At 57.1% G+C, this 24534-nt stretch carries 13 protein-coding genes; 4 read left to right on the top strand and 9 right to left on the bottom strand.

Features of this window, described 5'->3' with window-relative positions; translation table 11 throughout:
• Positions 1–137 precede the first annotated feature (137 nt).
• The 3 genes from VH599_19210 to VH599_19200 form a co-directional block, all read right to left on the bottom strand.
• Positions 138–3281 carry a PQQ-binding-like beta-propeller repeat protein gene (locus VH599_19210; protein ID HEY7350450.1) on the bottom strand — a complete coding sequence of 1048 codons (3144 nt, stop codon included), beginning with the start codon at positions 3279–3281 and terminating at the stop codon, positions 138–140.
• 58 nt (positions 3282–3339) lie between these two features.
• Positions 3340–6930, bottom strand: coding sequence for a glycosyltransferase (locus VH599_19205; GenBank protein ID HEY7350449.1), 3591 nt, complete (start codon positions 6928–6930; stop codon positions 3340–3342).
• 390 nt (positions 6931–7320) lie between these two features.
• On the bottom strand, positions 7321–8493 hold the full coding sequence (locus VH599_19200; GenBank protein ID HEY7350448.1) for a cellulase family glycosylhydrolase: 1173 nt from the start codon (positions 8491–8493) through the stop codon (positions 7321–7323).
• 262 nt (positions 8494–8755) lie between these two features.
• On the opposite strand from VH599_19200, the gene VH599_19195 reads away from it, so the two are divergent.
• The 3 genes from VH599_19195 (at position 8756) to VH599_19185 (ending at position 13971) form a co-directional block, all read left to right on the top strand.
• A complete protein-coding gene (locus tag VH599_19195) occupies positions 8756–9823 on the top strand; it encodes a nitrilase-related carbon-nitrogen hydrolase (protein ID HEY7350447.1) in 1068 nt (355 codons plus the stop codon).
• A 513-nt stretch (positions 9824–10336) separates the two neighbouring features.
• Complete coding sequence (locus VH599_19190; GenBank protein ID HEY7350446.1) at positions 10337–12076, top strand: ABC transporter ATP-binding protein; 1740 nt, start codon at positions 10337–10339, stop codon at positions 12074–12076.
• Positions 12073–13971, top strand: coding sequence for an ABC transporter ATP-binding protein (locus VH599_19185; GenBank protein ID HEY7350445.1), 1899 nt, complete (start codon positions 12073–12075; stop codon positions 13969–13971). Before VH599_19190 ends, VH599_19185 begins: the two co-directional genes overlap by 4 nt.
• Positions 13972–14053: 82 nt before the next feature.
• On the opposite strand, the gene VH599_19180 is transcribed toward VH599_19185, so the two are convergent.
• The 4 genes from VH599_19180 to VH599_19165 all read right to left on the bottom strand — a co-directional run bounded on the left by VH599_19180 (position 14054) and on the right by VH599_19165 (position 20385).
• On the bottom strand, positions 14054–15709 hold the full coding sequence (locus VH599_19180) for a DUF790 family protein (protein ID HEY7350444.1): 1656 nt from the start codon (positions 15707–15709) through the stop codon (positions 14054–14056).
• A 15-nt stretch (positions 15710–15724) separates the two neighbouring features.
• A complete protein-coding gene (locus VH599_19175; GenBank protein ID HEY7350443.1) occupies positions 15725–17113 on the bottom strand; it encodes a DEAD/DEAH box helicase family protein in 1389 nt (462 codons plus the stop codon).
• Between the two features lie 96 nt (positions 17114–17209).
• Positions 17210–17815, bottom strand: coding sequence for a helix-hairpin-helix domain-containing protein (locus VH599_19170; GenBank protein HEY7350442.1), 606 nt, complete (start codon positions 17813–17815; stop codon positions 17210–17212).
• Between the two features lie 230 nt (positions 17816–18045).
• Positions 18046–20385 (bottom strand): Tex family protein, encoded by a 2340-nt coding sequence (locus VH599_19165; protein HEY7350441.1) that lies wholly within the window; start codon positions 20383–20385, stop codon positions 18046–18048.
• 224 nt (positions 20386–20609) lie between these two features.
• Between VH599_19165 and VH599_19160 the strand changes: the two genes are divergently transcribed.
• On the top strand, positions 20610–22295 hold the full coding sequence (locus tag VH599_19160) for a M20/M25/M40 family metallo-hydrolase (GenBank protein ID HEY7350440.1): 1686 nt from the start codon (positions 20610–20612) through the stop codon (positions 22293–22295).
• A gap of 30 nt (positions 22296–22325) precedes the next feature.
• Here VH599_19160 and VH599_19155 read toward each other — a convergent pair whose 3' ends face one another.
• Together VH599_19155 and VH599_19150 are read right to left on the bottom strand one after the other, a co-directional pair.
• Positions 22326–24209, bottom strand: a complete 1884-nt coding sequence (locus tag VH599_19155; GenBank protein ID HEY7350439.1) for a hypothetical protein — start codon at positions 24207–24209, stop codon at positions 22326–22328.
• Between the two features lie 125 nt (positions 24210–24334).
• Positions 24335–24534 (bottom strand): hypothetical protein (locus VH599_19150; protein ID HEY7350438.1); only part of this gene is annotated, 200 nt, incomplete at its 5' end.

The following is a 24534-nucleotide window of genomic DNA, read 5'->3' as shown; positions in this document are numbered from 1 at the left end:
CCGTAGAAGCGGCGACGGCCTACTGGAACCAACATCGCCATCCCTTCTACTGGGGGCGTCGAAGGCGGCATCGACCCCACCGGCAACCGGGCGTAGCCTTGGTCCCGGTAATCTCATAGACTTGCCGGATGGACCACTTAGACGATCTTGACGTCACTAAAGGTTACTGTGCAGAGATCTTCTCCGTTGTGCGCCGTGACCGCCATTCCGACCAGGAGGGAACCCGTCATGTTCAGGGTGACGCTTGAGCCGTCAATCAGCTTCCAGGTCACTCCATTGGTGGAGGTATAAGCGGTGTAGGTTTTGCCTGAGCGCACTACTCGCAGGTAGGCTGGTGCTTTGCCACTAATGGTGACGGGCGATGCGGTTGTGGCTCCTTTGGTTGGGCGATACTGGACGACAATGCCGTGAGCCGGAGTCACGAATACAGCATAGTATGCTGACTGCGGGTCGGTGTTCTGTCGGATCATCAACCCTGCTTTGGCTGTGGGATCTGTATTCATCTGGGATAACACACGCGCGCTTATATCCCCATTCCCCGGCAGCGGCTGCCAGATATAGCGGAACTGATCTGCCACGTCCCAGATGTCGCCCCCTGGTCCTTGTATCGTCCAGATCCCATCCATGAAAATCTGGCTGCCTAATGCGGGAAACCCAATATCCTTACAGTTCCAGTTCTTGGGGCAGCCGTTCGGCGGAGGTGGCGCTGAAGTGTTCAGCGTGACGGCGCTGAAGGTGGCCGAACTGGCCTTGGATGTGTTGTGGGCTGTTACGGCCAGTCCGGCCAGGAGCGGGCCTTTCAGGTTGAGTTTTACGCTTGTCCCGATAATTGGGATCCAGGTCACTCCATCGGTGGAGGTATAGGTGGTGAAGGTATCGCCCGAACGTGCCACTCGCAAAAAGGCTGGCAGGGCACTGTTGATGTTGGTTTCTATCGGTATAGCCCTCAGCCCTCGTATCGTGCGGTACAATACCAGAACGTCTTTGCCAGGGGTTACAAAGACCCCATAGAACGCGGAATCTGCGCTGGCGCTTTGCCGCATCATCAGCCCGGCTTTCGCCGAAGGGTCTGTGTTGTTCTGTGAGAGCACGCTGGCGCTCACCGCCCCATTGGCAGCCAGCGACTGCCAGACATAATGAAATTGGTCCGAAGCATCTCCAATATCCTCGCCCGACCCCTGCACCGTCCACTGGTCGGCCAGCAGCGATTGATCGCCCACCAGAGTTGGATTCCCAATATCGCTGCACCTCCAGTGTGCCGGACACGGCGTAGGTGGGGGCATGGGGACCGGCATAGCAGCAGGCGGCCCCACTGCCACGTTCTGGTAAGTGGCCGTTACCGGCGTGCCAGTCGTATGCGAACTTAGCGCCAATCCGGCAAGAGCCTGGGTGGGCAGCGTCACATTCTGCGTAGTTCCTGGAAGCAGGATATAGGTTGCCCCATCCGTTGAGGTGGCCGCTTGAAACGTATCGCCGATTCGCACGATCTCCAGGTAGAGTGGCAGCGTTCCCTGAATCGCTGTATGTACGGTTTTTGTCTCTCCGCCAAAGGCCGTGCGGTACTGCGCCACAACTTTTTTGTCAGGCGTCACAAAGACTCCATAATACGGGGAGCCAGCATCCGCTGTCTGGCGCACCAGCAGCCCTGCCTGGGCAGACGCAGGCGCGCTAGTCTGAAAAGCCACCTGCGCTTTGATTTGCATATCGCCGCTCATCTGCTTTGTCAGCAGGCGAAATCCGTCGGCGGCGCCTTCCAGGCCCGCTCCCCCCGCGCTGATGCTCCAGGTCGTGTTGTCCAACGTCTCTGAGCCAGCTGGAGCAGGGCTGCCGACATCCTGGCAGGCCCATCCGTTCGGACAGTGGGTATCCTTGGGGAACGTCTGGTCGCTGCTGGGCAGGCCGAGCGCATAGACGGTACCGACGAGACTCCCAGTGTAAATCTGCCCCTGCGCGACTGTGGGCGCTACGTAGATGCCGCCATCAAGCTGATAACTGTACAGACGCGCTCCGGTAGCAGCATCAAGAACCACCATCGTATCTCCTGCGCCCGCGATGACCAGGCCGTTATCATACGCCAGCGCCCCGACGACTACCCCGTCTTCGCCATCCTCCCACAAGACCTTGCCTGTAGCCGGGTCCATCGCTCGGATAGCCCCCTGGCGGCCACCGCCCTTAACCAGCGAGTTTCCTCCTGCCATGTAGAGCCTGCCACCGCCGAAGGCACTCGAAGAAACACTGGCATCTCCAGCGGTGGGATTTTGCCCCCCGACAGCGATTTGTTGCTGCCAGACAGGGCCAGCGCCAAGGTCGTTCCGATTGAAGGCGTAGGCATAACCGTTCTTATTGACTGATACCACCAGCGGCCTGCCTGCCGCGTCGTCGAAAAGTGTCGGTGAGGTGCCAAAATCGGAATCAATGACGGCCTCCGCATTCGGCAGCGTCCACAAGGATTTGACGGTGAGGGTCGAGGCATCGATAGCCAGAAGTGCCTGCGCCCACTCCTGCGTGATGATGTTGGCTGTACCGGTTGATACGAAGATGGTATTGGTTGCGGGATCGATGCTGGGAGAGGTCCAGATACCGCCGCCAACCTGCCCATCTGGCACGATGTTGAGCGTCTTTACAATCTCGTGGCTGCTCAAGCTCACCTTGAGCAGTTGGCCCTGGACCAATGGGCAATCGCCCATGCTTGCTATGCCGATATAAGCGTAGCCCTTATAGAGCAGAGGGCTGGACCAATTGTAGTGTCCACCAGCCGCGCTGCTGTCACCGGTAAAGACTTTCCAGAGGACGTCTCCCGTTGCGGCATTGAGCGCGTACCAATAGTCATCACCGCCGCCCAGGTATACTACGCCATCCTGTACCGCCGCCCCTGAAGAGACGCCCGCCTCTGGCGGGAAGCAGGCTGGCGTCTTAGCGACACCAAGGAAGGTCTTCCACTTCAGCGCGCCGGTCTTCGCATCTAGCGCATATTCATAGCCATCCCACGAGCCAACGTAGACAATACCATTGACCACTGCGGGAGCGCCTTCTACAACACCGCCTGTCTTAAATGTCCAGCGTTTTGTCAGGTGCGAAGCGTTTGAAGTCGAGAGGATCGTCTCGCTGCTGGCAGAGGTGCGTTGAGGATCATGTAAGTAGGTTGTCCAGTCCTCTGTGGCAGGGGGCTGCGGGGCTTTATTTATCTGATCGATGCTTACGACGACTGTTGCTACGATTAAAACCACCGCCATGACGGACAGAATCCACACCGAGCGCCAGTTCACTAAGCGAGATTTCATACAGATTCCTCTTCCCTCCTTAGCTCAGGTTGCAAAGGCCAGATATACCTCCCGTATGTCATAAACCAATTCTTCTTACCCACACATCAGCCAGGTGGTTATACCCTGTGTCACTTGCCAGAATAGCCGGGGCATCCGGGCTATATACAGGGTTGTCCGTGGCGCAAAGGGTATATTTTGTGAGCAAGTTCGATGGTACAGATCGAGCAGGCAAAAGTGGGAGACCCTTCCGGTGAAAGAGGAGAACGCCTTTATCCTGATCTACTAGGATAAATTGTTCTAGAAATTCTAGACTATTGGGGTTAATTACAGCAGATACTGCATCGCCCGGCTGGATAATTACCCAGTCCACCATCGATGCAGGATTCTTCAGTGCCTGCTGCCAGAATAGGCCGGAATCCTGGTAGATGACATCCTTCACATCGATCCCTGCGTCTGCAAAATCCTCAACGTTCCGAATATCTTCCAGAACTCTGCCGCCGTTATAGTGTTCTACGAGGTACAGGTTAATATGATGCCACGTTCCACACGATACGCCATATTGACCATCCTGTACCGTGATCACGCCTCCCTGAAACGTCAGGCTTGTCTGGAGCAAAATTGCCAGGAGTAAAGTAAGTCTGACTAGCGGCAACCGACTTGTGAGCGTTGCGAGGAAGAGCGCCGCTGGAGCAACAATCTCTGAACCAAAACGTGCATTGAATAGGTCTCCTTTTGCCCCAGCGGGGGCAGCGCCAGGTACATATATCGCCACCTGGCCGATATAAAGCACAATCACATAAAATACAAAGGGCGTTACAAAGGCCAACGCAGCCAATAATTCAGGGGAGCGCCAGCGTTGCAGAATAAAAACAGCTAGCGCCACGAGGGCTAACGCGAAGAGAATTGGCCCAAGAGTTTCTATTGATGCCATGCTGTAGTAGCGCAAGGATTCCCATATATTATGATAGGTGGATAGAGCGTCTTTATTGGCAAGGATAACTTGCTGGGCCTCAGCGGAGAATGGGCCACGCTGAAAGTAGAGCGGATCTTTGAAGATGATCGCACACCACAAAACCCAAAGGGCGATGCCGAGGCCGCCCAGAATGCCAAAGAGCAGCAGATTGGCCCCAATTTGCGCTCGGCGCTGGCGCTTGAGCCAGCCGATGGGTACAATCAACACTAAGCACACAAGAAACAAGGCCCACCCATCATAGCGGGCCAGCGTTGCCAGGCACATCACCGCCGCTGCCCAGATCAGGTGCTCAGGGCGATCTTCTTGCGCCCAGGCCAAAAAGTAATAGCAAGCTGCTGTCATGGTAGCCATCAGCACTGGTTCTGTGAGGGGTGTGGTCTGGAGGTAGAGCACATTTGGATTGAGAATAAAGGCCAATGTGCCTACAAAACTCGCCGGGCTATTGTGAGTCAGCCGCCGTGCAGAGAGAAATACATAAGTGGCGGCAATGAGATAGCAGAGCATAGATGGGAGCGTTCCAGCTAACCCAGAGCGCCAGAGCAAATCATTCCAGACAAGGGGGAGCATAATAATATGAGGCAGCGGCAGCCAGACTCCACCGAACTCTGCGATCCCTGGTGTGAGACTATCAAAAACGGAACGCGCAATGCGTAGATGTCCGTAAGCATCTCCATAGAGCAGAATAAACTGATGGCTGTAACTATACCACAAGGCGGCAATGCTCATGATAACGGCGGCCAGGATAGTCGCGCCCAGCCAGCGGTCCTTGGTCCAGGGGAGCCGTACACGCCACTGCCTACGACGCGCCTGAGCATGCTCCATTGCTCTTGGGATGGCTGCGAACTTAGTTGTTGGCAGGTCCGCCACCGCAGAAAGCCTGGTGGTTGGCATATCCACCGCAGCGGAAAGCTTTGTCGTCGGCATTTCCGCGAGTTCGGGCAACTCCAACGCTGGGAAAGCTTTTTGGATAGCAGGCATCCGCCAGGTTGAGAGGGTATCGATGATGGGAGAAATAGGCAAATCCCCCAGGCGTTTCTCTTTGAGCGTCTGCTTTTGGGAATTCCCCCTGACTTTGCGTGACGCTGCCGCCGTCCTCTCATTGGTGCGCCTTCGTGCGAGGGCCAGCAGGTGGAATCCGTGTTGCGTTTTCTCCCAATAATGCGGCTTGAAGATAAGCTGGACGAAAGCAATACTGGCCGCGGCGCTCATCAGGGCCCAGTAAAACGGGACCAGCAGCGCCCATTTCATCAGGCTATACTGTTTGCGCCTGAGACATCCAATGAGATGGGTGTACAGAAAGAAAAAATTGCCAAAGATGAGGCAAGCGGCGCTCAGATAGAGTACTGGCCTTGGATAGAGGATATGATAGACCGGCGCGATAGTGCTTTGGAAGACGATATAGAGCGCCAGCAGCAGCCACATCAACGGGTTGATGAACAGCATGGCAACCTTGGCGCCGACGGTAAATTGCAGCCAGAGTAAATCGCGCAGGCGTCCTTCACGTAGATAATGAAGGGGATGGCGCGTGTGGACGAAATAGGTCTGCATGTAGCCCTTGATCCACCGCGAACGCTGCCGCAGCCAGTTTTTCAGGCGCGAATTGGCTTCTTCATAGGTAGTGGAGTCGAGTATAGCTGTTTGCAAACGATAGTGTGCCAGGCGCAGCCCCAGATCGCAATCCTCGGTCACGTTGAAAGGATCCCACGCGCCCACCTGCCGCAGCACAGCGGCGCGGAAATGGTTTGAGGTTCCCCCCAGGGGAATAGGCGCTCGCGCGTTTTGTAAGGCCGGAAGCATCAGGTCAAACCAGAGCGAATATTCAGCGGTGAACCAGCGGGTCAGAAGGTTCTGGTCCGGGTTATAATAGTTTAGTTTTGCCTGGACACAGGCCACCTCTGGTGGATGGTTGGCAAATGCCAGGACAGCTTTCTTGAGTTGTAATGGATCTGGAATATCCTCGGCATCGTAGATAACGATATAATCGCCGGTCGCTTTCAATAAGCCAAAGTTGCAGGCGCGTGGTTTGGTGCGCGGCGCTCCGGGAGGCACTGTCACCATCTCAAAATGTGGAGGCAAGTCCATTGCGAGGATAGCGTCTTGTGTCTCCTGGTCATCTTCTTCCGTGAGAAAAAGAACCTGGAGTTTATCAACGGGGTAATCCAAAAGGCTCATAGCGCGAACAAATTGGGAAACAATGACCGCCTCGTGATAGAGTGGGCAGAGGACGGTATAGCGCGGCCACAGGTCATTGCGGATTGCCCGCACGACGGCATTATCAATGTGATCTTCTGGTGAGCGGGTGAGGATGCGTGCCGCCAGGAAAAAATTCAGGAGCAAATCTCCCAGATAGATGATGGTTACAAAGCCAATGCTTACGACCAGCGTGGGAATCCCATAGAAGAAGAAGACTACTCCCCACAAGGATGCCAATACCATCAGGATGAGCGCCTGATTTGGCGTCACGGTTTTTATCGCCGAGCGGTCGAAGTCAAATGGCGCAAATGGGCGAACCTGTCGGCCTCTGAGGCGAACAGCTTTGGTAGCGCGCTCATAATATTCCGCCGCTTCTTCTCGTTTGGCGTTCTGGTGGTCGGCTGCTTCAGCCAGCCATGCTGTATAGCGGTCAACCTGTTTTTGGATCTCTTGCTCTGTTCCCGGTGTCAAGGCGCCGTTCTGGATGGGGATTCCATTCATCTTAAGCCGAGATCGGCTCTTGCCAGAGTCAGCCTGAGCCTTCCGGGCAGCAGGGTTTCTGGTAGAGTTACGAGCGGTTGGCTGCTTCAAGGAGAGTAACCTCATGGATACACTAAGATGCTGCGGGTCGGATGCTGATGCTACCGATAGCGTCAGACAATAACTGAAAGGAGCGAGAGGCAGAGCAGCATGGCAGAAACTTACTGAGTATCTGGACAGCGCAGTCGTGGTAATGAAGCGAAACCGACTGATGTGATAAATGATCGAACCCCATGTGTAGTTACCCCCACGGCCTTTCCATCCTCAGATACAGACACTCTACTGTAAGGTAACGTGGCGCCGGCCAAATTATAACGGCAAAGAAGGCAGACCAGGAACATATGGGCAGTGCTAGACGCTTCCCTGAGAAAAGGCCCGCATTTGCTGGCGGATATACGAGCCATAGGGGACGTTCGGTGTGCCGGACCAGTCGGTTATCAGGCTTGGGCTGCTGCAAGGAGCAATATTCCAACCCCAGGCAATCCAGGACATATGATGTGCTTGGAAATAGCGGATAGCGGTCGAGACATAGTCAGTCTGGCAATCATAGCCGCCAAACTCGGCAGCGATGACTGGCGCCTGCTGGGAGAGTTTGCCGAACGCTCCCGACCAGCTACCAGGCTCCTGGTTGCTGTGATCAAACGGATGGGTTGAGTACAGGATGTTAGGAACCTGAATCTGATACCCCTTGTTAACCAGGGATAGATCATAGCCCCAGCCCAGGCCACTGATGATAATGAGATTCTCCGGCGCAATCGCGCGCACTTTAGCAGCCAGATCGCGCATCCCGATGGCCTGGTAGGTGCCCTGCCCATTCCCAAACTGATTGCCTCGGAACGCACTTGTCTGGATAGTCCCGCCTTTATACCAGATGCTCCAGGAGATGTCGTGTGGCTCGCCAAACAGGTCGAAGATCACATTAGGGTCTGAACGATAGATCGTTGCCAGGTCTTGCCAGAACGTGAGGTCTTTGCCGCTATCTGGCATGGGATATTGCCCTCCCCCAAAAGAGGGATCGCCAGCCAGATCAAGCGGGGCGTTCCACTGTAAGTCCAGAATGACATACATGCCCGCCGCTTCAGCATTGACTACGGCGCTGGTGACGGTCAGATGATAATTGGGGCAGGCGTTGTGGCGATTTGCCCAAAACTCCGATGAGAGTGGAATCCGAACAGTATTCATCCCCCAGGAGCGCATCGCTTGAAAATCAGCAAGTCGGAAGTGACCGTCTCCAGAACACAAATACTCCAGCCCTGGGTGCGACGCGCCGATGAGCGTCACTGCCTGCCCGGTCGCGTTCACGATCTGTGTGCCGCTGACGCGCAGGACAGGCAGAATCGGTGTGGGAGTGGGAGTGGGTGAGGGCAGTGCCTGCGTTGGTGAAGGGGTTGCCGCATTGGTCTGGGAATTGGAGGTCGTGGCGCTGAGTTGATTGACCACCCGAATAACGCCCAAAGATACGATCACCCCCAGAAGAACGACCACGCACAAGACCAACCAGGGGAATTTTCTAGATGGAGCCATCTTCACCCCTCCTCAAAAGTAGGAAGCTTCTCTATTGCAGAAATGAATACTACATGAAGAAGGTAGCAAAGTCTAGTCCCTCCTATCAAGAGAGCACTGCAAGAGAGCATTGCGACAAGGGAATAGAGGCCGCATCCTGTGGCCCGATTTGACAATTGGCTCCTCTGCGGCTATGCTGGGGCAGCTACCCTGCCTTGCCAACCAGCAACCCCTCGTGATGATGCGCAAGGGACCGTTTTCAGACACAGCAAAGGAGCAGCATATGGTGAAGCCCTACACTGCCGTCGGACTCATTCCCACTGTGCGAGGCATTCGCACCCGCGCTGATATTAAGCGCAACCTCGAACACCTCTCTCATCTCGTGAAAGCCGCCTCCTGGCTTTCAAGCCTGGATTTGCCCGTCAGGTTGATTGCCTTTCCCGAAGGGGCGTTGCAAGGCTTCAACGATGAAGTGCTTGACCTCGACCATGTGCAGTTTGCCAGAGAGTGCGCGATTGATATTCCCGGCGAGGAGACTGAAGCTCTGGGGAAGATCGCCCGCACGTACAATGCGTTTATTATGGCGCAGGCCAAAGCGCGCCACCCGGAAATCAAGGATCGCTACTTCAACGTTGGCTTCATCCTTAACCCCGAAGGAGAAGTGATCTTGCAGCACTACAAGGTCTCTCCACTCTTTCCCGTCGAGCATTCCGTCTGCCCGCACGATATATACGATTGGTGGATTGAGAGATACGGCAGAACGCTCGATGCCTTCTGGCCGGTGGTTGATACGGAGATAGGGCGGATGGGCATTATGATGGCGAATGAAGGCTCTTACCCTGAAAACGCCCGCGCTCTCGCGCTGAACGGTGCAGAAGTCGTCTACCGCGCCTCTTATCCGCATCCGGCAACCGGCAACGACATCTTTGAGATTCAGAGCCGCGCCCGTGCGCTGGATAATAACATGTACCTTGTAGCACCCAACATGGGAACCTATTATCTGCTCCCGGAAGATGATACCGCCATTGATACCTTTGGTGGCCGCTCCTTTGTCATCAATTATAAGGGGCAGATTGTGGGGCGGCAGGAGTATGGAGCAGGCTCAACCTATGTTGCCGGTGTGATCGATATTGAAGCCTTGCGTGATCACCGCGCCCGCGCCCAATGGGACAACTGGCTCAAAGACGTGCGCACCGAACTCTATCAGATGCTGTACGAGCAGCCGATTTACCCCAAAAACCTCTACCTCAACCGCGAACCCATGAAACACGCTGAGTACCGTGAAAAGGTGATTCAGAAGCAGATTGACCTCATGCACGAACGCGGAGTTTGGGTCAAGCCAGCGCGCTAAACAGTAGAACACTCCTGCTCTGCTTGCCAATAAAGCAAAACATGAAGGACGTCGCAGCTCCCCAAGCCGCTCGACGTTTCAGGAGAGGTTTTTGCGCATTGCGAGCTACCAGTTGACAACGAACTCATCCTTCATTATACTTAACTTGCCTAATAAATTAAGAACTAAATAATTTGTACCCCTTTTTCAGACGAACGTGAATACACAGATCAGCATCCCGCTGTTACTTCTCCGCAAGGGAGAACGAGTTGTTCCATATGCAGGCGTTCGCTCTTGACTTTCCGCTTAAAATACGATATATCTTGTTATATCTTATTATAAACGTAGAGATTGATTTCGAGAGAGGCCGGGGAAGGGTCGGCGCTTCGAGGGGGGCTTCCGCTCGATGGTCTGATTCTTGATCTGCGTGAGGAACAGTGCGGCCACCTTGCTGGCCTTTTTTCATGATGCTTTGCTTCTTCTAAGGGGAGCGAAGCCAAGCCAGACCACACATTGGACAGGAGATGAAGAGGCATGATCACATTGCTGCGGTTTATGAAGCCGTATCGCCTGGCGCTTGCTCTTGTTCTGGTACTAGCCTTTGCTCAATCCATGGCAAACCTCTATCTGCCAACTCTGATGGCAGATATTGTGGATAATGGGATCGTGAAAGGCGATACGGGGTATATCTGGGGTGTCGGTGGCTTGATGGTGCTGGTGACGATTGGAGGCGTCATCGCTGCTATCATCGGCAGCTTCTATGCCGCCAGGATTGCTACCGGCTTTGGCAAAATTATTCGCGGCAAGATTTTCACTCAGGTGGAGCAATTTTCGCTGCACGAGTTTGATACGCTGAGCACAGCTTCACTGATTACGCGAACGACCAATGATACGACGCAGATTCAGCAGGTACTCGTCATCACCCTGGGTTTCATGGTGACTGCTCCCATGATGATGATCGGCGGCATTATTCTGGCGCTCAGACAGGATGTCGCGCTCTCCTGGATACTAGTCGTGGTCATTCCGATATTGGTCGGTGTGATTGTTTTGCTCATGACCAAAGCCATTCCCCTTTTCCGCGCGATGCAGGTGAAGCTTGATAAACTCAATCTCATTCTGGACGAGGGGCTGACCGGCGTGCGCGTCGTCCGGGCATTTGACCGCGTGAAGCACGAGGAGCAGCGCTTTGACGAGGCCAACCTCGATCTGACCAACATCGCTATCAGGGTCAACAGGATGATCGCATCGTTGATGCCGATCATGATGCTGCTGTTGAATATTTCCAGCATTGCGATTCTCTGGTTTGGCAGCATTCGCGTTGACAACGGGGATATGCAGGTTGGTGCGCTGATCGCCTTCCTGCAATATGCCATGCAGATTCTTTTTGCGCTGTTGATGGTTTCGATGCTGTTCATCCTGCTTCCGCGCTCTGCTGCCTCCGCAGATCGAATTAACGAGGTGCTGGCGATGACGCCTGAAATCAAGGATGCGGCAGAGGTAAAGCAGACTGGTGAGCAGCGGGGCTATGTGGAGTTTGCGGATGTGACCTTCAGCTATCCCGGAGCGGAAGAACCTGCGCTCTCCAACATTTCCTTCCGCGCCAAACCCGGTGAAGTCACGGCGATCATTGGCGGGACCGGCGCGGGCAAATCAACGCTGGTCAGCCTGATCCCTCGCTTTTACGATGTGGACAGCGGCGCTATCCTGGTTGACGAGGTGGATGTGCGCGAAATGGCGCAGGAGCATTTGCGCGCGAAGATCGGTTTTGTGCCGCAAAAAGCGGTGCTGTTCTCTGGAACGGTTGCCGAGAACATCCGCTATGGCAAAGAGGATGCTTCAGACGAAGAGATACAGTACGCGGCTGAGGTCGCCCAGGCCACTGAATTCATCTCTGAAATGAAAGACGGCTTTCAAGCGGTGATCGCTCAGGGTGGGACAAACGTGTCGGGCGGGCAGAAACAGCGTCTTTCGATTGCCCGCGCGCTGGTGCGCAAGCCAGAGATTTACGTGTTTGACGATAGTTTCTCGGCGCTGGATTTTAAAACTGATGCGAAGCTGCGATCTGCGCTCAAGAAAGAAACGCTTGATGCGACGGTGCTTATCGTGGCTCAAAGGGTCAGCACGGTCATGGACGCAGATCAAATCATCGTCCTGGATGACGGGCGCGTTGCTGGTATCGGGACGCATCGGGAACTGATGGAGACCTGTGAGGTCTATCACGAGATCGTCTCTTCTCAGCTTTCAGTGGCAGAGATAGCGGAGAAAATCGCATGAGTGAAGAGCGCAGACAACGACCTGGCGGCGTACAGGGCGGTCCGATGGGTCGAGGCGGATGGGGCGCGATGGGCATGCCGGTACAAAAAGCCAGGGATTTTAAGGGGACCGCCAGGAGATTGCTTGGCTATTTCGCGCCACAGAAATATCTCTTGATGGTCGTGCTTGTGACAGCCATTCTCGGCACGGTGTTCAACATTGTTGGGCCAAAAATCCTGGGGTTAGCGACGACCAGGCTGTTCGAGGGGCTGCTGGCGAAGTATCAGGCGTTTCTCAGGCATCAGCCCGCTCCTGGGATCGATTTCACGTATATTGCGACGGTCCTGCTGATTTTGCTTGGGCTGTACATCATCAGTTCCATCTTCATGTACATTCAGCAGTATGTGATGGCCGGTGTCGCGCAAAGAACGGTGTATCGCTTGCGCCGGGATGTGGATGAGAAGCTTTCGCGGCTGCCGCTGAAGTATTTTGACTCGCGCACGCATGGAGAAATCCTGAGCCGCGCCGTCAATGACATGGATAATATTAGCTCCACGTTGCAGCAAAGCATCACGCAGTTAATTACCTCTGGCGTTACCGTCATTGGCGTGGTTGTAATGATGCTCACCATCAGCCCGCTCCTGAGCCTGATAGTCGTGCTGACGCTGCCACTGAGCATGCTGATCACGCTGGGACTTGCGAAGCGTTCACAAAAGTATTTTCGCAATCAGCAGCGGGAGTTGGGGCATCTCAACGGCCATGTCGAGGAGATGTATACGGGCCACAAGATCGTCAAAGCCTTTGGGCGCGAGACGCAATCCATCGCTGAGTTTACGGAGTTAAACGACAAGCTCTATCAGGCGGGCTGGCGGGCGCAGTTCGTTTCTGGCATGATTATGCCGCTCATGCGGGCCATTGGCAACATGGGCTATGTCTTTGTGGCGGTGGTTGGCGGCATCATGGTGACGAACGGCAGGATTGCGCTGGGCGACGTGCAGGCGTTTATTCAGTATGCCCAGCAGTTTACTATGCCGATTACCCAGCTCGCCAATTTCGCCAACGTGATTCAATCAACAATGGCTTCGGCTGAGCGCATCTTTGAGCTGCTCGATGAGCAGGAAGAGATACCCGAAGCAGTTGATGCGCAGGTCATCGCGGCTCCGCAGGGAGCGGTCCAGTTCGAGCATGTCAGGTTTGGTTATAAAGAAGATGCGCTTCTGATGGAGGATATGAATATTGATGTCCAGCCAGGCCAGATGATCGCTGTTGTCGGCCCGACCGGCGCGGGTAAGACAACCCTGGTCAATCTGCTGATGCGCTTCTATGAAGTGAACGATGGCAGGATTCTGGTGGATGGTGTGGACATTACGCAGATCAAGCGTGGGGAACTGCGCCGCACGTTCGGTATGGTCCTTCAGGATACCTGGCTCTTTAGCGGAACTATCCGCGACAATATCGCCTATGGTCGTCAAGACGCTGCGGAAGAAGAGATTATCCGGGCTGCCAGGGCGGCAAACGCCGACCACTTTATCAGGACGTTGCCGGAAGGCTATAACACGGCCCTGAACGAAGAGGCGACCAATATCTCACAGGGGCAAAAGCAGCTGTTGACCATTGCCCGCGCGTTCCTGGCGAACCCGGAGATTCTGATTCTGGATGAGGCGACCAGCAGCGTTGATACCAGAACCGAGGGACAGATTCAGAAAGCGATGGCTGAACTGATGAAGGAGAGAACGAGCTTTGTGATTGCTCACCGACTCTCCACCATTCGGGACGCCGATCTGATTCTGGTCATGAATCATGGCGCGATCATCGAGAAGGGGACGCACGAAGAACTGCTGGCGAAGCAAGGCTTCTATGCCGACCTGTACAACAGCCAGTTTACCGTCCGAACTCCCGTAGAAGAAGCGGTCTGACCTGCCCGCCGCCGGAAATGGCGCTTCCGGCGGCAGACAGTCTCAAGATGCGCGGCGCGTTCCAACGCGGCGCGCATCTTTTTCAGGCGGCGCCAAGATAGGCGATGAGGCACTCGATGCCCTCGCTCGCGCCTGTGATTTCGCGCAGCCGCCGACCAAGAACGCGCATTCTCTGGATGGCGCTCTCCGTGAGATCACGCAGGCTGGCGACATCGCGCGCGACGGCGCGAGCGCGCATCAGTACCTGGGCGCTGCAAAGGCCGAAGCCCTCGATATACTGGAGATGGTAGTCTTTAGCGAGGGCGCGTGCTTCGGGCCTGGCAAACAGCCCAGGAAGCTCTTCGACAGCGCAGGTAAGGCTCTCGGCAAGCTGCTGCTCGGTAAAGACGCCCGCGTTGTATGCCTCCTCACAGGTTGTCTCAAGCTGCTGCTCCCTGGCGCTTTTTTCGGTCTCCGCCACCACCTGAGCGAGAAGCGTAGGAAGCTGGGCCACGTCTCCTCGTCCGCTGTAGGTCAGCTCAGGCAGAGCGCCAGCTTCTGACGCCGACGCTTGCCCACGCGAATCGCCTGCCGCCACCCGGATCGTAACCAGGGGCGTGCGTGTGGCAAAAGCCGTCAGGCGCGCCGCGCCGGTATCTGTTGTGGGCGCGAGAACGAGAAATACGCGCTGCCGCCCTCGTGTTGCGGCAAAGAGCGTGGGCAGCACCGCCCCATCGAGGATGAGCGGCTCGGCTGCCCGCCGGAGCGTCCAACCCTTCTCTTCGCCAGCGCGGCGAATGGAGGCATACTCTGAAGCGAAAGCCTCCTGGGCGCGCCAGCACTCCAGCAAATCTGCTGTATTGAAGTCTGCTTCCGCGCCAGTCTCTGCCTCGCGCATGCCGAGATAGGCGAAGATTTCAGTATTCAGGCGCACATGCCATTGTCCACCACCCGGCGCGGCAATAGTGGCTTCGCCGGACTGCGCGGGAAGCCCGCAGGCGAGGAGGGCCGACAGCAGGCGCACCAGCCTCGCGCCGTGTCGTGTCCAGCCTTCGAGGGCATCTTGCCGACCACGTAGTACGAGCGTGCTCCCCGCGAGTTCTGCCTGGATGTCGGCCAGGGCGCAGAGTTCACGAGTGGTTTCAGCATGCGAGGGCGCTCTGGAGAGCGAGATGCTGATGCTGGGCGCGTTGGCAAGGATGGCGGCGACAACACTATAGTTGAAACGGGTAATAATATCGGCGGCAGTTGGCTTTGGCCCGGTACGAGCGAGGATGGCCTGCTCAGGGCTATCGAGAGTGATAAGCGTGTCGATCTGGTTGCTGTCAAGGCCAAGCATGGCGCCAGCCTGATTGAGAAAGGGGAGGCGCTCCACACCGCCGACGAAGCCGGGTAACTCCTCATTGACATGGCGGAAGAGCCAGAGACGCAGTTCGCTGGGGTTGGTGATATGCAGCGCGCTGAGCGCCTGAACGCTATCGCCAGGGAGGACTTCGGAGAACGCGCGGCAGCGATGCCGGTATGTTGCAGCAAGGCAGGCGACGATACAGCGGGCGAGCTTGTGATCGCCGAAAAGCTGCATGATGATCTCCTGGTCAAGCTCGCGCCGGGGCCGTTCAAGCATTGACTCCAGATACTGGATCGCCATGTCAATGCGCGGCGCAAGGCTGCGGTCACGCAGAAAATGCGGATAGAGCGTGCGCCCATTCCCCGCATTTGAGCGGCGGGTCGTCTTGCGTAGATCGGTGAGCTTGAGCATCGCGTGCTTCCTTTTCTAGATTGGGCGCGGCGCGTCGTTCTGCGCCTTGCGCGGCGGGCGTCGTTTGCGGGCGGCGTTGCGCTCGGTGGTGCGGCGCGAAATAATTTCGTAAAGCTGCGCCTCTGTTGCCTTGGGACGCAGGACGCGCCCCAACCGCTGGACATATTCGCGCATCGAGGCGCTTCCGCTGGCGACAATGGCGACGTTGGCGTCGGGAACGTCCACGCCTTCGTTCAGGACGCGGCCAGTCACCAGTTTGGTAATCGTTCCGGCGCGGAAGCCTTCAAGGATCGCGTGGCGTTCGGCGGATGGCGTCCGATAGGTGATGGCGGGGATGAGCATCTGGCGGCTGATGCGGTCAACCATGCCGACGTACTCGGAGAAGACGATAGCTTTGTCGCGCGCGTGTTTGCGCAGCAAACCCTCAATCGCAGCAAGCTTGGCGTTGGCGTTCAAGGCAACCAGCCGCGCCTCGTGATGGGCGCGCAAGGCGCGCCGCGCTTCGGGATCGAAGGCGCTGCGACGGATGAGCGCGTTGAACATGTCGGGGCCGTTGCCAAGCTGCGAGCGGCGGGTCGCCAGATACCAGCGCCACTCGGCCATGAGCGTCTCGTAGCGCAGTTCTTCCTCCGGCGCAAGGTCTACGTAGATGCGCCGCTCTTTGTAGGCGGCAATGTGCTTCTGAGCCGAGAGTTCTTCGGCGTCGCGCTCGTAAACGACCGGGCCAATCAGAGTCGAGAGGTCTTCGTGGCGTCCGTCAGCGCGCCCCAGAGTTGCGCTGAGGCCCAGCCGCCAGGGCGCTCCCGTCTTTGCCACGATGGTTCGATAGCTTTGCGCCGGGAGATGATGGACTTCATCGAAGACAAGGAGGCCGTAGCCGTCGAGCCGACGACGCTTCATGGCCGCTGAATCGTAGGTGATCACGGTGACGGGGCCGCTGCTATGCTCGCCACCGCCAACTGCGCCAACGCTCTTCTTGGGCAGATGCAGATGCGCGATCATCCCGGCCCGCCACTGGCGCAGTAGTTCGATGGTTGGGACGACGATCAGCGTGCGCACGCCGAGGCGCGCAATGGCATCGTAGGCGACGATGGTTTTGCCCGCGCCTGTCGGCAGCACAACAACCCCGCGACCATCGGCGCGGAGCCAGGCATCAACGGCGCTCTGCTGATAGGTGCGCGGCTGAAGCGCAAGCTGCGGGGCGACAGGCAAGGCATAGGGCGCCCGCTCCTCAGATGAAGGAAGCGGCGCGGCTGCTGTGGCTGGTTCGTCGCTGGCTGGCTGGGCCTGGGTTTCGCTCTCGTCCTGAATCTCGTCGAGCGCGGCAAAGAGATCATCTTCAAGCGCTTCATCATCCTGATCTGATTCAGGTGATGGCAGATTGGATACCTTGTCGTCGGACAAGCATGCCCTCCAGTCTTGCAGGTGGGACTGTGTCTCAGAGTCTCTCCGTATCGGCTTGTAGCGATTTTGGAGTGGAATAGAGCCGCAGGGAGCAGGTCAGGCTGCCTGACCTGCTCCCTGCGGGTTATGTGGCTCAGTGGGCGCGGCTTCTGCCTGTTCGCGCGCTTTGGCGTTAAGCACGATCTGCGCGTCCGCTTCCAGGCGTTGCTCGCTGCGCGGGCCAAAGCCATAATGTTCGCGGAGCTTATGGGTATGCGCGGCTTCGTAGAGTTCGGCGATGCTGTGAATGCCAAGCTGGCCGCTGAGGCGCAGCGCGGTATGCGGGCCGACACGCGGCACAGCCATCAAGCTGCGGATGTCCTCCGGCAGCGTCTCCTCACAGAGATCGTTGTAGAAGATCATGCGTCCCGTGGTGACGAGTTCGGTGATCTTGCGGCGCAGGCGCCTGCCCAGCCAGGGGAGTTCTAGCTTCCCAGTATGGCGAACGATGTCAGCGACGGACACCGGCAGCGCCATCATGCTGCGCGCGGCGTTGCGATAGGCGGCGATGCGATACGGGTTTCCCTGCTGCATCTCCAGCAAAGTGGCGATGTTGAAAAGCACTTCAGCGATCTGCTGGTTGGTGATACCGGCGAGCAGCGCATCCTTCGAGGTGGCGTTTTGTTCGGAGAGCAGTTCCACCGTCTGTGTAAATTGAAGCATTGAGGGCCTACACTTTCCGGGTTATACCCGAATAGGTGGTGAAATGAATACCGCAAAGATTAGAACCTATGTACTAATTATAGCACAATGGAGGTGAAAGTCAAGTGGCTTGACGCCTGTGCTGGCCTGGCTTCAAGCGTTCTCACCTGCCTATCTTTCTATTCTTTGCAGGTCTCCCAAAACCGGAAAGTGTGTGAGTGGGTCGCGCCAGGCAGCGCCTGGCGCGACGATCATTTTTGTATACCTTTCATGCTCAACTGTACGCGCCCCCGCTGGGTGTCGACTCTGAGGACGCGCACCTGGACCACCTGCCCAACGGCAACCACTGTCAGCGGATCTCTGACGAAACGATCTGAGAGTTCTGAGATATGGACCAGTCCATCCTGTTTGACGCCAATATCAACGAACGCGCCAAAGTCCACTACGTTGCGCACTGTCCCCTGCAAGATCATGCCGGGCTGGAGGTCTTCCATCTTCAGCACATCATGGCGTAGAATGGGCGCTGGCAGCGCGTCGCGTGGGTCAAGCCCCGGCTTTTCCAGGTTCTCCAGAATGTCATTGAGAGTAGGCAGGCCAATTCCTATCTTTTTGGCAATATCGGCCCACACCCCCTCTTCACCACCACCCTCAGCCCCGCTCGATTGGCTGTCGCTGCTGCGCCCAAGGCTGCTTTGCAGTTTGATGAACTGGCGGAATTGGGCAATGCGCTCAGCCGGTTTGCTGGCGGCTTCATTCGCCTGGGTCGGCAGCATTTCCAGCAGAGCGCGGGCTGCCGCGTAGCTCTCTGGATGGATAAAGGTATTATCAAGCGGCTCAACTCCACTGGCAATTTTCAGAAAGCCTGCGGCCTGAACAAAGGTCGCGGGGCCAAGGCTCGGTACGTTATGTAGATCGCCGCGTGAACGGAACGGTCCATGCTCCTCGCGGTATTTCACCAGCGCGTTGGCGGTGCGCGTGTTGATGCCCGAAACGTGTTTCAGCAGCGTGGCGGAGGCTGAATTGACCTCGACACCCGCGAAGTTGACGCACGAGACGACTACGCGGTCCAGCATCGCCGCCAGTTCCTTCTGATCAACGTCGTGTTGATAGAGGCCCACGCCGACAGCTTTGGGATCGATCTTCACCAGTTCGGCCAGCGGGTCTTGCAAGCGCCGGGCAATGGAGATGGTGCCGCGCTGCGTCGCATCAAGGGTGGGGAACTCCTGGCGGGCCGCTTCTGAGGCAGAGTAGACCGAGGCGCCCGCTTCGTTCACGATTACATAGCCAATTTTGCCCCGCTTGCCCGTTTCTTGTTCCAGGTCGCGGATAAGCGCCGCCACCATCTGCTCGGTCTCGCGTGAGGCGGTACCGTTGCCAATGGCAATGACGCTGATCTGGCGCTGCGTCAGGAGTCGGCGCAAGGTCTGCTGCGCTTTGTCTGGCTGATGCAGGTACATGGTGTCGGATTCAAGGTATTTGCCGGTTTCATCAACGACAGTCAGCTTGCAGCCGGTGCGATAGCCCGGGTCAATGCCCAGCACATTGCGCCCGCGCAGCGGCGGCTGCAAGAGCAGGTTGCGCAGATTGGCGGCAAAGATATTGATGGCGTGTTCTTCGGCTTGCCTGGTAAGCTCGACCCGCACCTCGCGCTCCATAGCTGGAGCCAGCAGGCGCTTATAGCCATCTTCCATTGCCTCGGAGAGATGATCGGCAAAAGGCGAGGCTGGCCTGACAGGATAGTGCTGGAGAATGTCGGGCTGCGCCTGCTCATAGGGCAACTCGACATCCACCCGCACTACGTCTTCGCGTTCGGCACGGTTGAGGGCCAGGATGCGATGGGGAACGAGTTTGGTCAGGCTTTCGTTGAACTCATAGTAGAGTTGGTAGACACCGTTCGGGTCTTTTTCGGCCATTTTTTCAGGATCGGCTACTCTGGCGCTGAGGGTGGAAGATTTGTAAAAGCTGGCGCGCACGCTGCCGCGCACGTTGGCGTCTTCAGCAAGGGCTTCCGCGACAATATCGCGCGCGCCTGCAAAGGCTTCCTGACTTGTATTGACCCCTTTTTCAGGGTCCAGAAAGGGCTGCGCGTATTCTTCAAGCAGCGCGCTGAAATCACCGCCCGTTTCGGGCTGCTGCAAGATGAGGACGGCCAGCGGAGCCAGCCCCTTTTCGTGGGCGACGCTGGCGCGTGTTTTGCGCTTGGGGCGATAGGGCAAATAAAGGTCTTCAACTTCTTGCAGAGTAGTCGCGGCTTGAATGGCGGCGGCCAGTTCCGGGGTGAGTTTGCCCTGCGCGTCGATCAGCCTGTGCACATCGCCCTTGCGCGCGTGTAGTGCTCGCAGCGCGGCTGCCCGGTCAGCAATCGCCTGAATCTGCACTTCATCGAGGCTGCCCGTCATTTCTTTGCGATAGCGGGCGATAAACGGGATGGTATTGCCTTCATCCAGCAGTGCGATGGTGCGGGTAATGGGGCCGCTGCCCAGGCTTAACTCTGCGCTGAGCGTGTGCGCCAGTTCCGCGATGGGAAGCGCTTCTTCAGTGGCGCTGGTGGCTGCGGGTGTTTCCTGTTTCAAGTCTTCCTGGCTTGTCAAAGGGTGGCCTGCCTTCCAAGATGTTTCTAGAGCTATAGTATGCGGGATAGTACCACAGAAGCAGCGTCTGAAACAAAAGGCATCGCTGCCGCTGGTGTTCTCTGGAGCTATAGCTTCGCTTGCGTCTTTCTATATGGTATGCTCGCCAGGGGATACGCATCGCCAACGCTCAACAGAGCAAGGCGAGCGCCGCGCCCCAATAAATGATGTAGAAGAAGGCAAAGATGACGATGCAGTCCCCTATGAGCGAGCAGGACCGCTGGTATGAGGCGGTAAAACGATACACCATTGCGCTGGTGCGTATCAGGAGCGTCAGCCCCAGCGCCGAAGAGACGCGCGTTGCCGAAGCGGTGTTGAAACTGCTGAAAGAGGGCGGGCTAGAAGACGCCTATACAGCGATTGGGCTTGATCTCCTTGAGGATGATCCCTATCACCGCCAGAACGCCTATGCTTTTGTGCGCGGCCACAGCCCACGTACAGTGGTCTTGCTGGGCCATCTAGATACCGTCGGCACAGCCGACTATGGCCGGTTGGAGCCGTTCGCGCTGGACCCGGAGGCTCTGGCCGGTATGCAAGATGAACTGGCTGAGATGACGCCTGGCCTGCAAGCTGATCTGGCTGACCTTATTTCGGGGCGAGATTGGATGCTGGGGCGCGGCGTCGCAGATATGAAGGGCGGCGTGGCGGCCCATATTGCCGTAATGCGGCGGCTGGCGGAGCAGGCGCTCCAGGGCCAGCTTCCGCTCTCGGTAGTGCTGCTTGCCACGCCTGATGAGGAGAACGAGTCGGCGGGTGTGCTGCGAGGGGTGCAGTTTTTGCTTGATCTGCGCGCGAAGTATGGCCTGGAATACCTGGGCGCTATCAATACCGACTATACCGCCGCGCGCTATCCGGGAGACCCCCATCGCTATGCTTATACTGGCACTATTGGCAAGCTGCTGCCCAGCTTTCTGGTGGTGGGAGCAGAGTCACATGTGGGCGAGCCGTTCGAGGGGCTGGACGCGAATCTGCTGGCTGCCGAATTGATTGCTGATCTGAGCATGAACGACGCGCTCTGCGATGTGGTTGGCGAGCAGCGCACGCCGCCTCCAGTGTCGCTGCATGCAGCCGATCTGAAGACTCATTACGATGTGCAGCTTCCCTTCATGGCCTATTTCTATCTCAATGTACTTACCCTTTCTACTACGCCCGGAGAATTGCTGGAGCGGCTGCGCCTGTGTGCCAGGGCTGCGCTTGAGCGTGTTTTAGAGCGCATACACCAGTCGGAACGGCGTTGGAGCAAGGCCGCAGCAGAGCGGCCTCGGCGCAGCAGCGCGGCGCTGACCTATGCCGAACTCTCTGCCCTGGCAAGGGAGAAACACGGCGCGCAGCGCGTGCAAGCGGCGCTGGCTGATGAGTGGGAAAGCTCATTGAGCGGGCCGGATGGTCAGATACGTGATGCGCGCGAGCGCAGCCTGGCGCTGGTGCGGCGCCTCTGGCAGATGAGTGGGCTGGTCGGCCCAGCAGTAGTGATCTTCTATGCGCCGCCCTATTATCCGCATCTGGCAAAGCGCGCCTGCCCGCTCCAGAATACGGTTGAGGCAGTGGCAGCGGCGCACGCCAGGGATCGCTTGCAGGTGGAGGAGTTTTATCCCTACCTCTCCGATATGAGTTATCTGCGGCTTGAGCCTGGTGTGGACCTTTCAGGGCTGACCGCTAACATGCCACTGTGGCAGGGGGCAGATCAGCCGCGTCGCGCAGGCGCGTATGGCCTGCCGCTGCATGACATTCAGGCTCTGGACTTACCGTTTGTGAATCTTGGCCCCTATGGTCGGGCGGTCCATCAGCGCGGCGAACGTGTGCTGATGTCCTACTCGTTTGGACTGCTTCCTCAGCTTATCTCTGAGATCATCAACTATCTAGGGCGGTGAGATCTCGACGACCAGTAGAGCCGTTCTGTGCTACGTACCAGCGCCACCAAGCTGAATGGAGGTATCGTCGAAGGTTTTCAGGGCTTCGACAGTTTCGCCCGTATCCAGATAGGTTCCGGTCACTGTGTCGCCGGGCTGCACGAGGGGTAGCTTGGGCGAAAGGCTCAGGTTAGCAGTGAAAATATGGCTGTCTCCTTCAATCCAGATATAATACACTGTTGTAGTACCCTGCGTGACGGGGGCGATGCGTTTGACAATGCCCTGCACTTGTTTGGGTGTGCCATTCTGAGAAGGGCCGCCAGTGGTATTCCCATGACTGGCGAGCCATTGGGTATAGTCGGCCAGCGCGGCATCGCGGCTTGATTCCATCTGTACATCCGACCCGTTGAGGTCTTTGGCATCTAAGAGACCAACCGCTTGAAAGGTTGCGCCGATGTTGGCTGGCTGCACGAAGATGGCAACCCAGGTCGGCTCACCGTGAATCTGGTAAAGCTGTATGCTGGAGACCGTGTAGCCGCGAATATTGTGCGGGTTGCTCTTGAAGGCATTGGTGACACTATCCCCCACACCCAGACCCCGCAGGGGATAGAAATGGGCCTCGTTCCCATGTGTGCTGAACAGAATAATTCCTGTGCTGGAATTATCAGCGACGGAATTGGAGGTTATGGGTACTAGCCAGACCGGCTGGTCAACGTCGTTATACACCAGTTCGGGATCGCCCGATGGGGCTTGCTGGCCGCTGCCGGATGGATTGAACCAGGGCGCATTTTCATATTTGCCCCACCATGTCAGATAATCCTTGACGGTGCTGGCGGGCATGACTCGATCAACCCAACTGGGAACGTTTTGCGGGTCATAGCTCTGGATGTCGCCCGTCTGCGGGTCAACCAACAAGACTTTGGCGAGCAGATCGCCAGTGAAGCCCCGGCTGGGCTGCATCAGCGAGATGGTGAAGTAGGGTTTCCAGCTATCATCAACTTCCAGGGTGGGGTCGAGCAGGTTGCCATAGGTATAGCCACTCAGGTAGACATGGCGCATCAAATCCTGATTGAAGAGACCGCCGGGGATATAGTGCAGTTGATACTGCGAGCCGGTGCGAAGCTGCGGTTGGGCGTCCGGGCTTTCGGCATCAATCACGACGTAGCCGGGCGTGTTATTGTTGGAGAGATTGGTGAAGACGTTGTTATAGACCAATGGGGCAATCCAGTAGAGATGCTGAGCGACGGCTTGCAGAGCATACTGGTCTTCTTCAATATGGTAGGTAGACCCAAAGTTCTGCCCAGTCTGGCCGAGGACTTGCTGTCCCTTATAAGCAGCGACATCCTGCGAGACCAGGACGATATGATCGGTGTTGGTGGGCGGCAGACTGGATGTGGATGGCTCCGCGATCACCTTGGGGATGTGTGCCAGCGCCTTGGCATTGCCGTCAAGCCAGGTCGTTGAGACGGTCCAGATGGGGTTGACGATAAGCAGCATGAGGATCACAACCCCGATGCCCCCGATGCCCGCGCGTACCTTGCCTCGATTGTAGTCGGAAGCGTTGGCGCTTCCATCCGGGGTGATGTCTATGATACGAGTGCGGCTGCCCCTGGTTCCACGAGCGAGCGTGGCATGTTGCCCTAGCTCGTTGGCGCGGTTCACCATCACGCGCAGCACTGAGAAGAGGTGAAAGACGCTCGTCAAGAAGAGCGGCCAGAGAACCCACTGCCAGCCGCCATATGGTCCGGTCAGGGCGGGCTGAGCGAAGTAGAGGATGAGTAAGCTGAGCAGATAATTGACCACAAAAGTGACGCCTGCCCAGCGGGCAATCCTGGGCCACTCAGCCGGGATGTGGCGGCCCAGGGTAAAGCGTCCGATGAGCATGATCGCAACAACGGCTGCCGCTTCGATGAGGGCAATAAGAAAGATGTTCATGGTGTGTCGGCCTTCTCTCCAACGCTGCATCCTCTGACCGCATCAGCATGCGAGCCTTGCAGCATCCGGTTGTCAGCTTACCAGGCTTTGCTGAAATCGTCAATGGACCGCATTTACCGCCTATCCTACCTGCTACCTTCGCTGTTGGCAGCGATCTCCCTCTGAGGGATATGCTCTAAACGCCGCTCTATGAGGTATACGCGGTTCCACCAATGATCGGGGGTTGCCGCTGGTAGCGCCGCCGTCTCGGCGGCCAACGGTGGCCTGCTGGCGCCGTGGCCTGGAGGCGAACGCTCGCCCTGGCGCAGCGTTGGCCGCCGAGACG

It is taken from the genome of Ktedonobacterales bacterium (assembly GCA_036557285.1).
In the GTDB taxonomy this organism is placed as follows: domain Bacteria; phylum Chloroflexota; class Ktedonobacteria; order Ktedonobacterales; family DATBGS01; genus DATBHW01.
The sequence above is the reverse complement of the archived record's forward strand: the minus strand, read 5'-3'. Positions and strand labels throughout refer to the sequence as shown.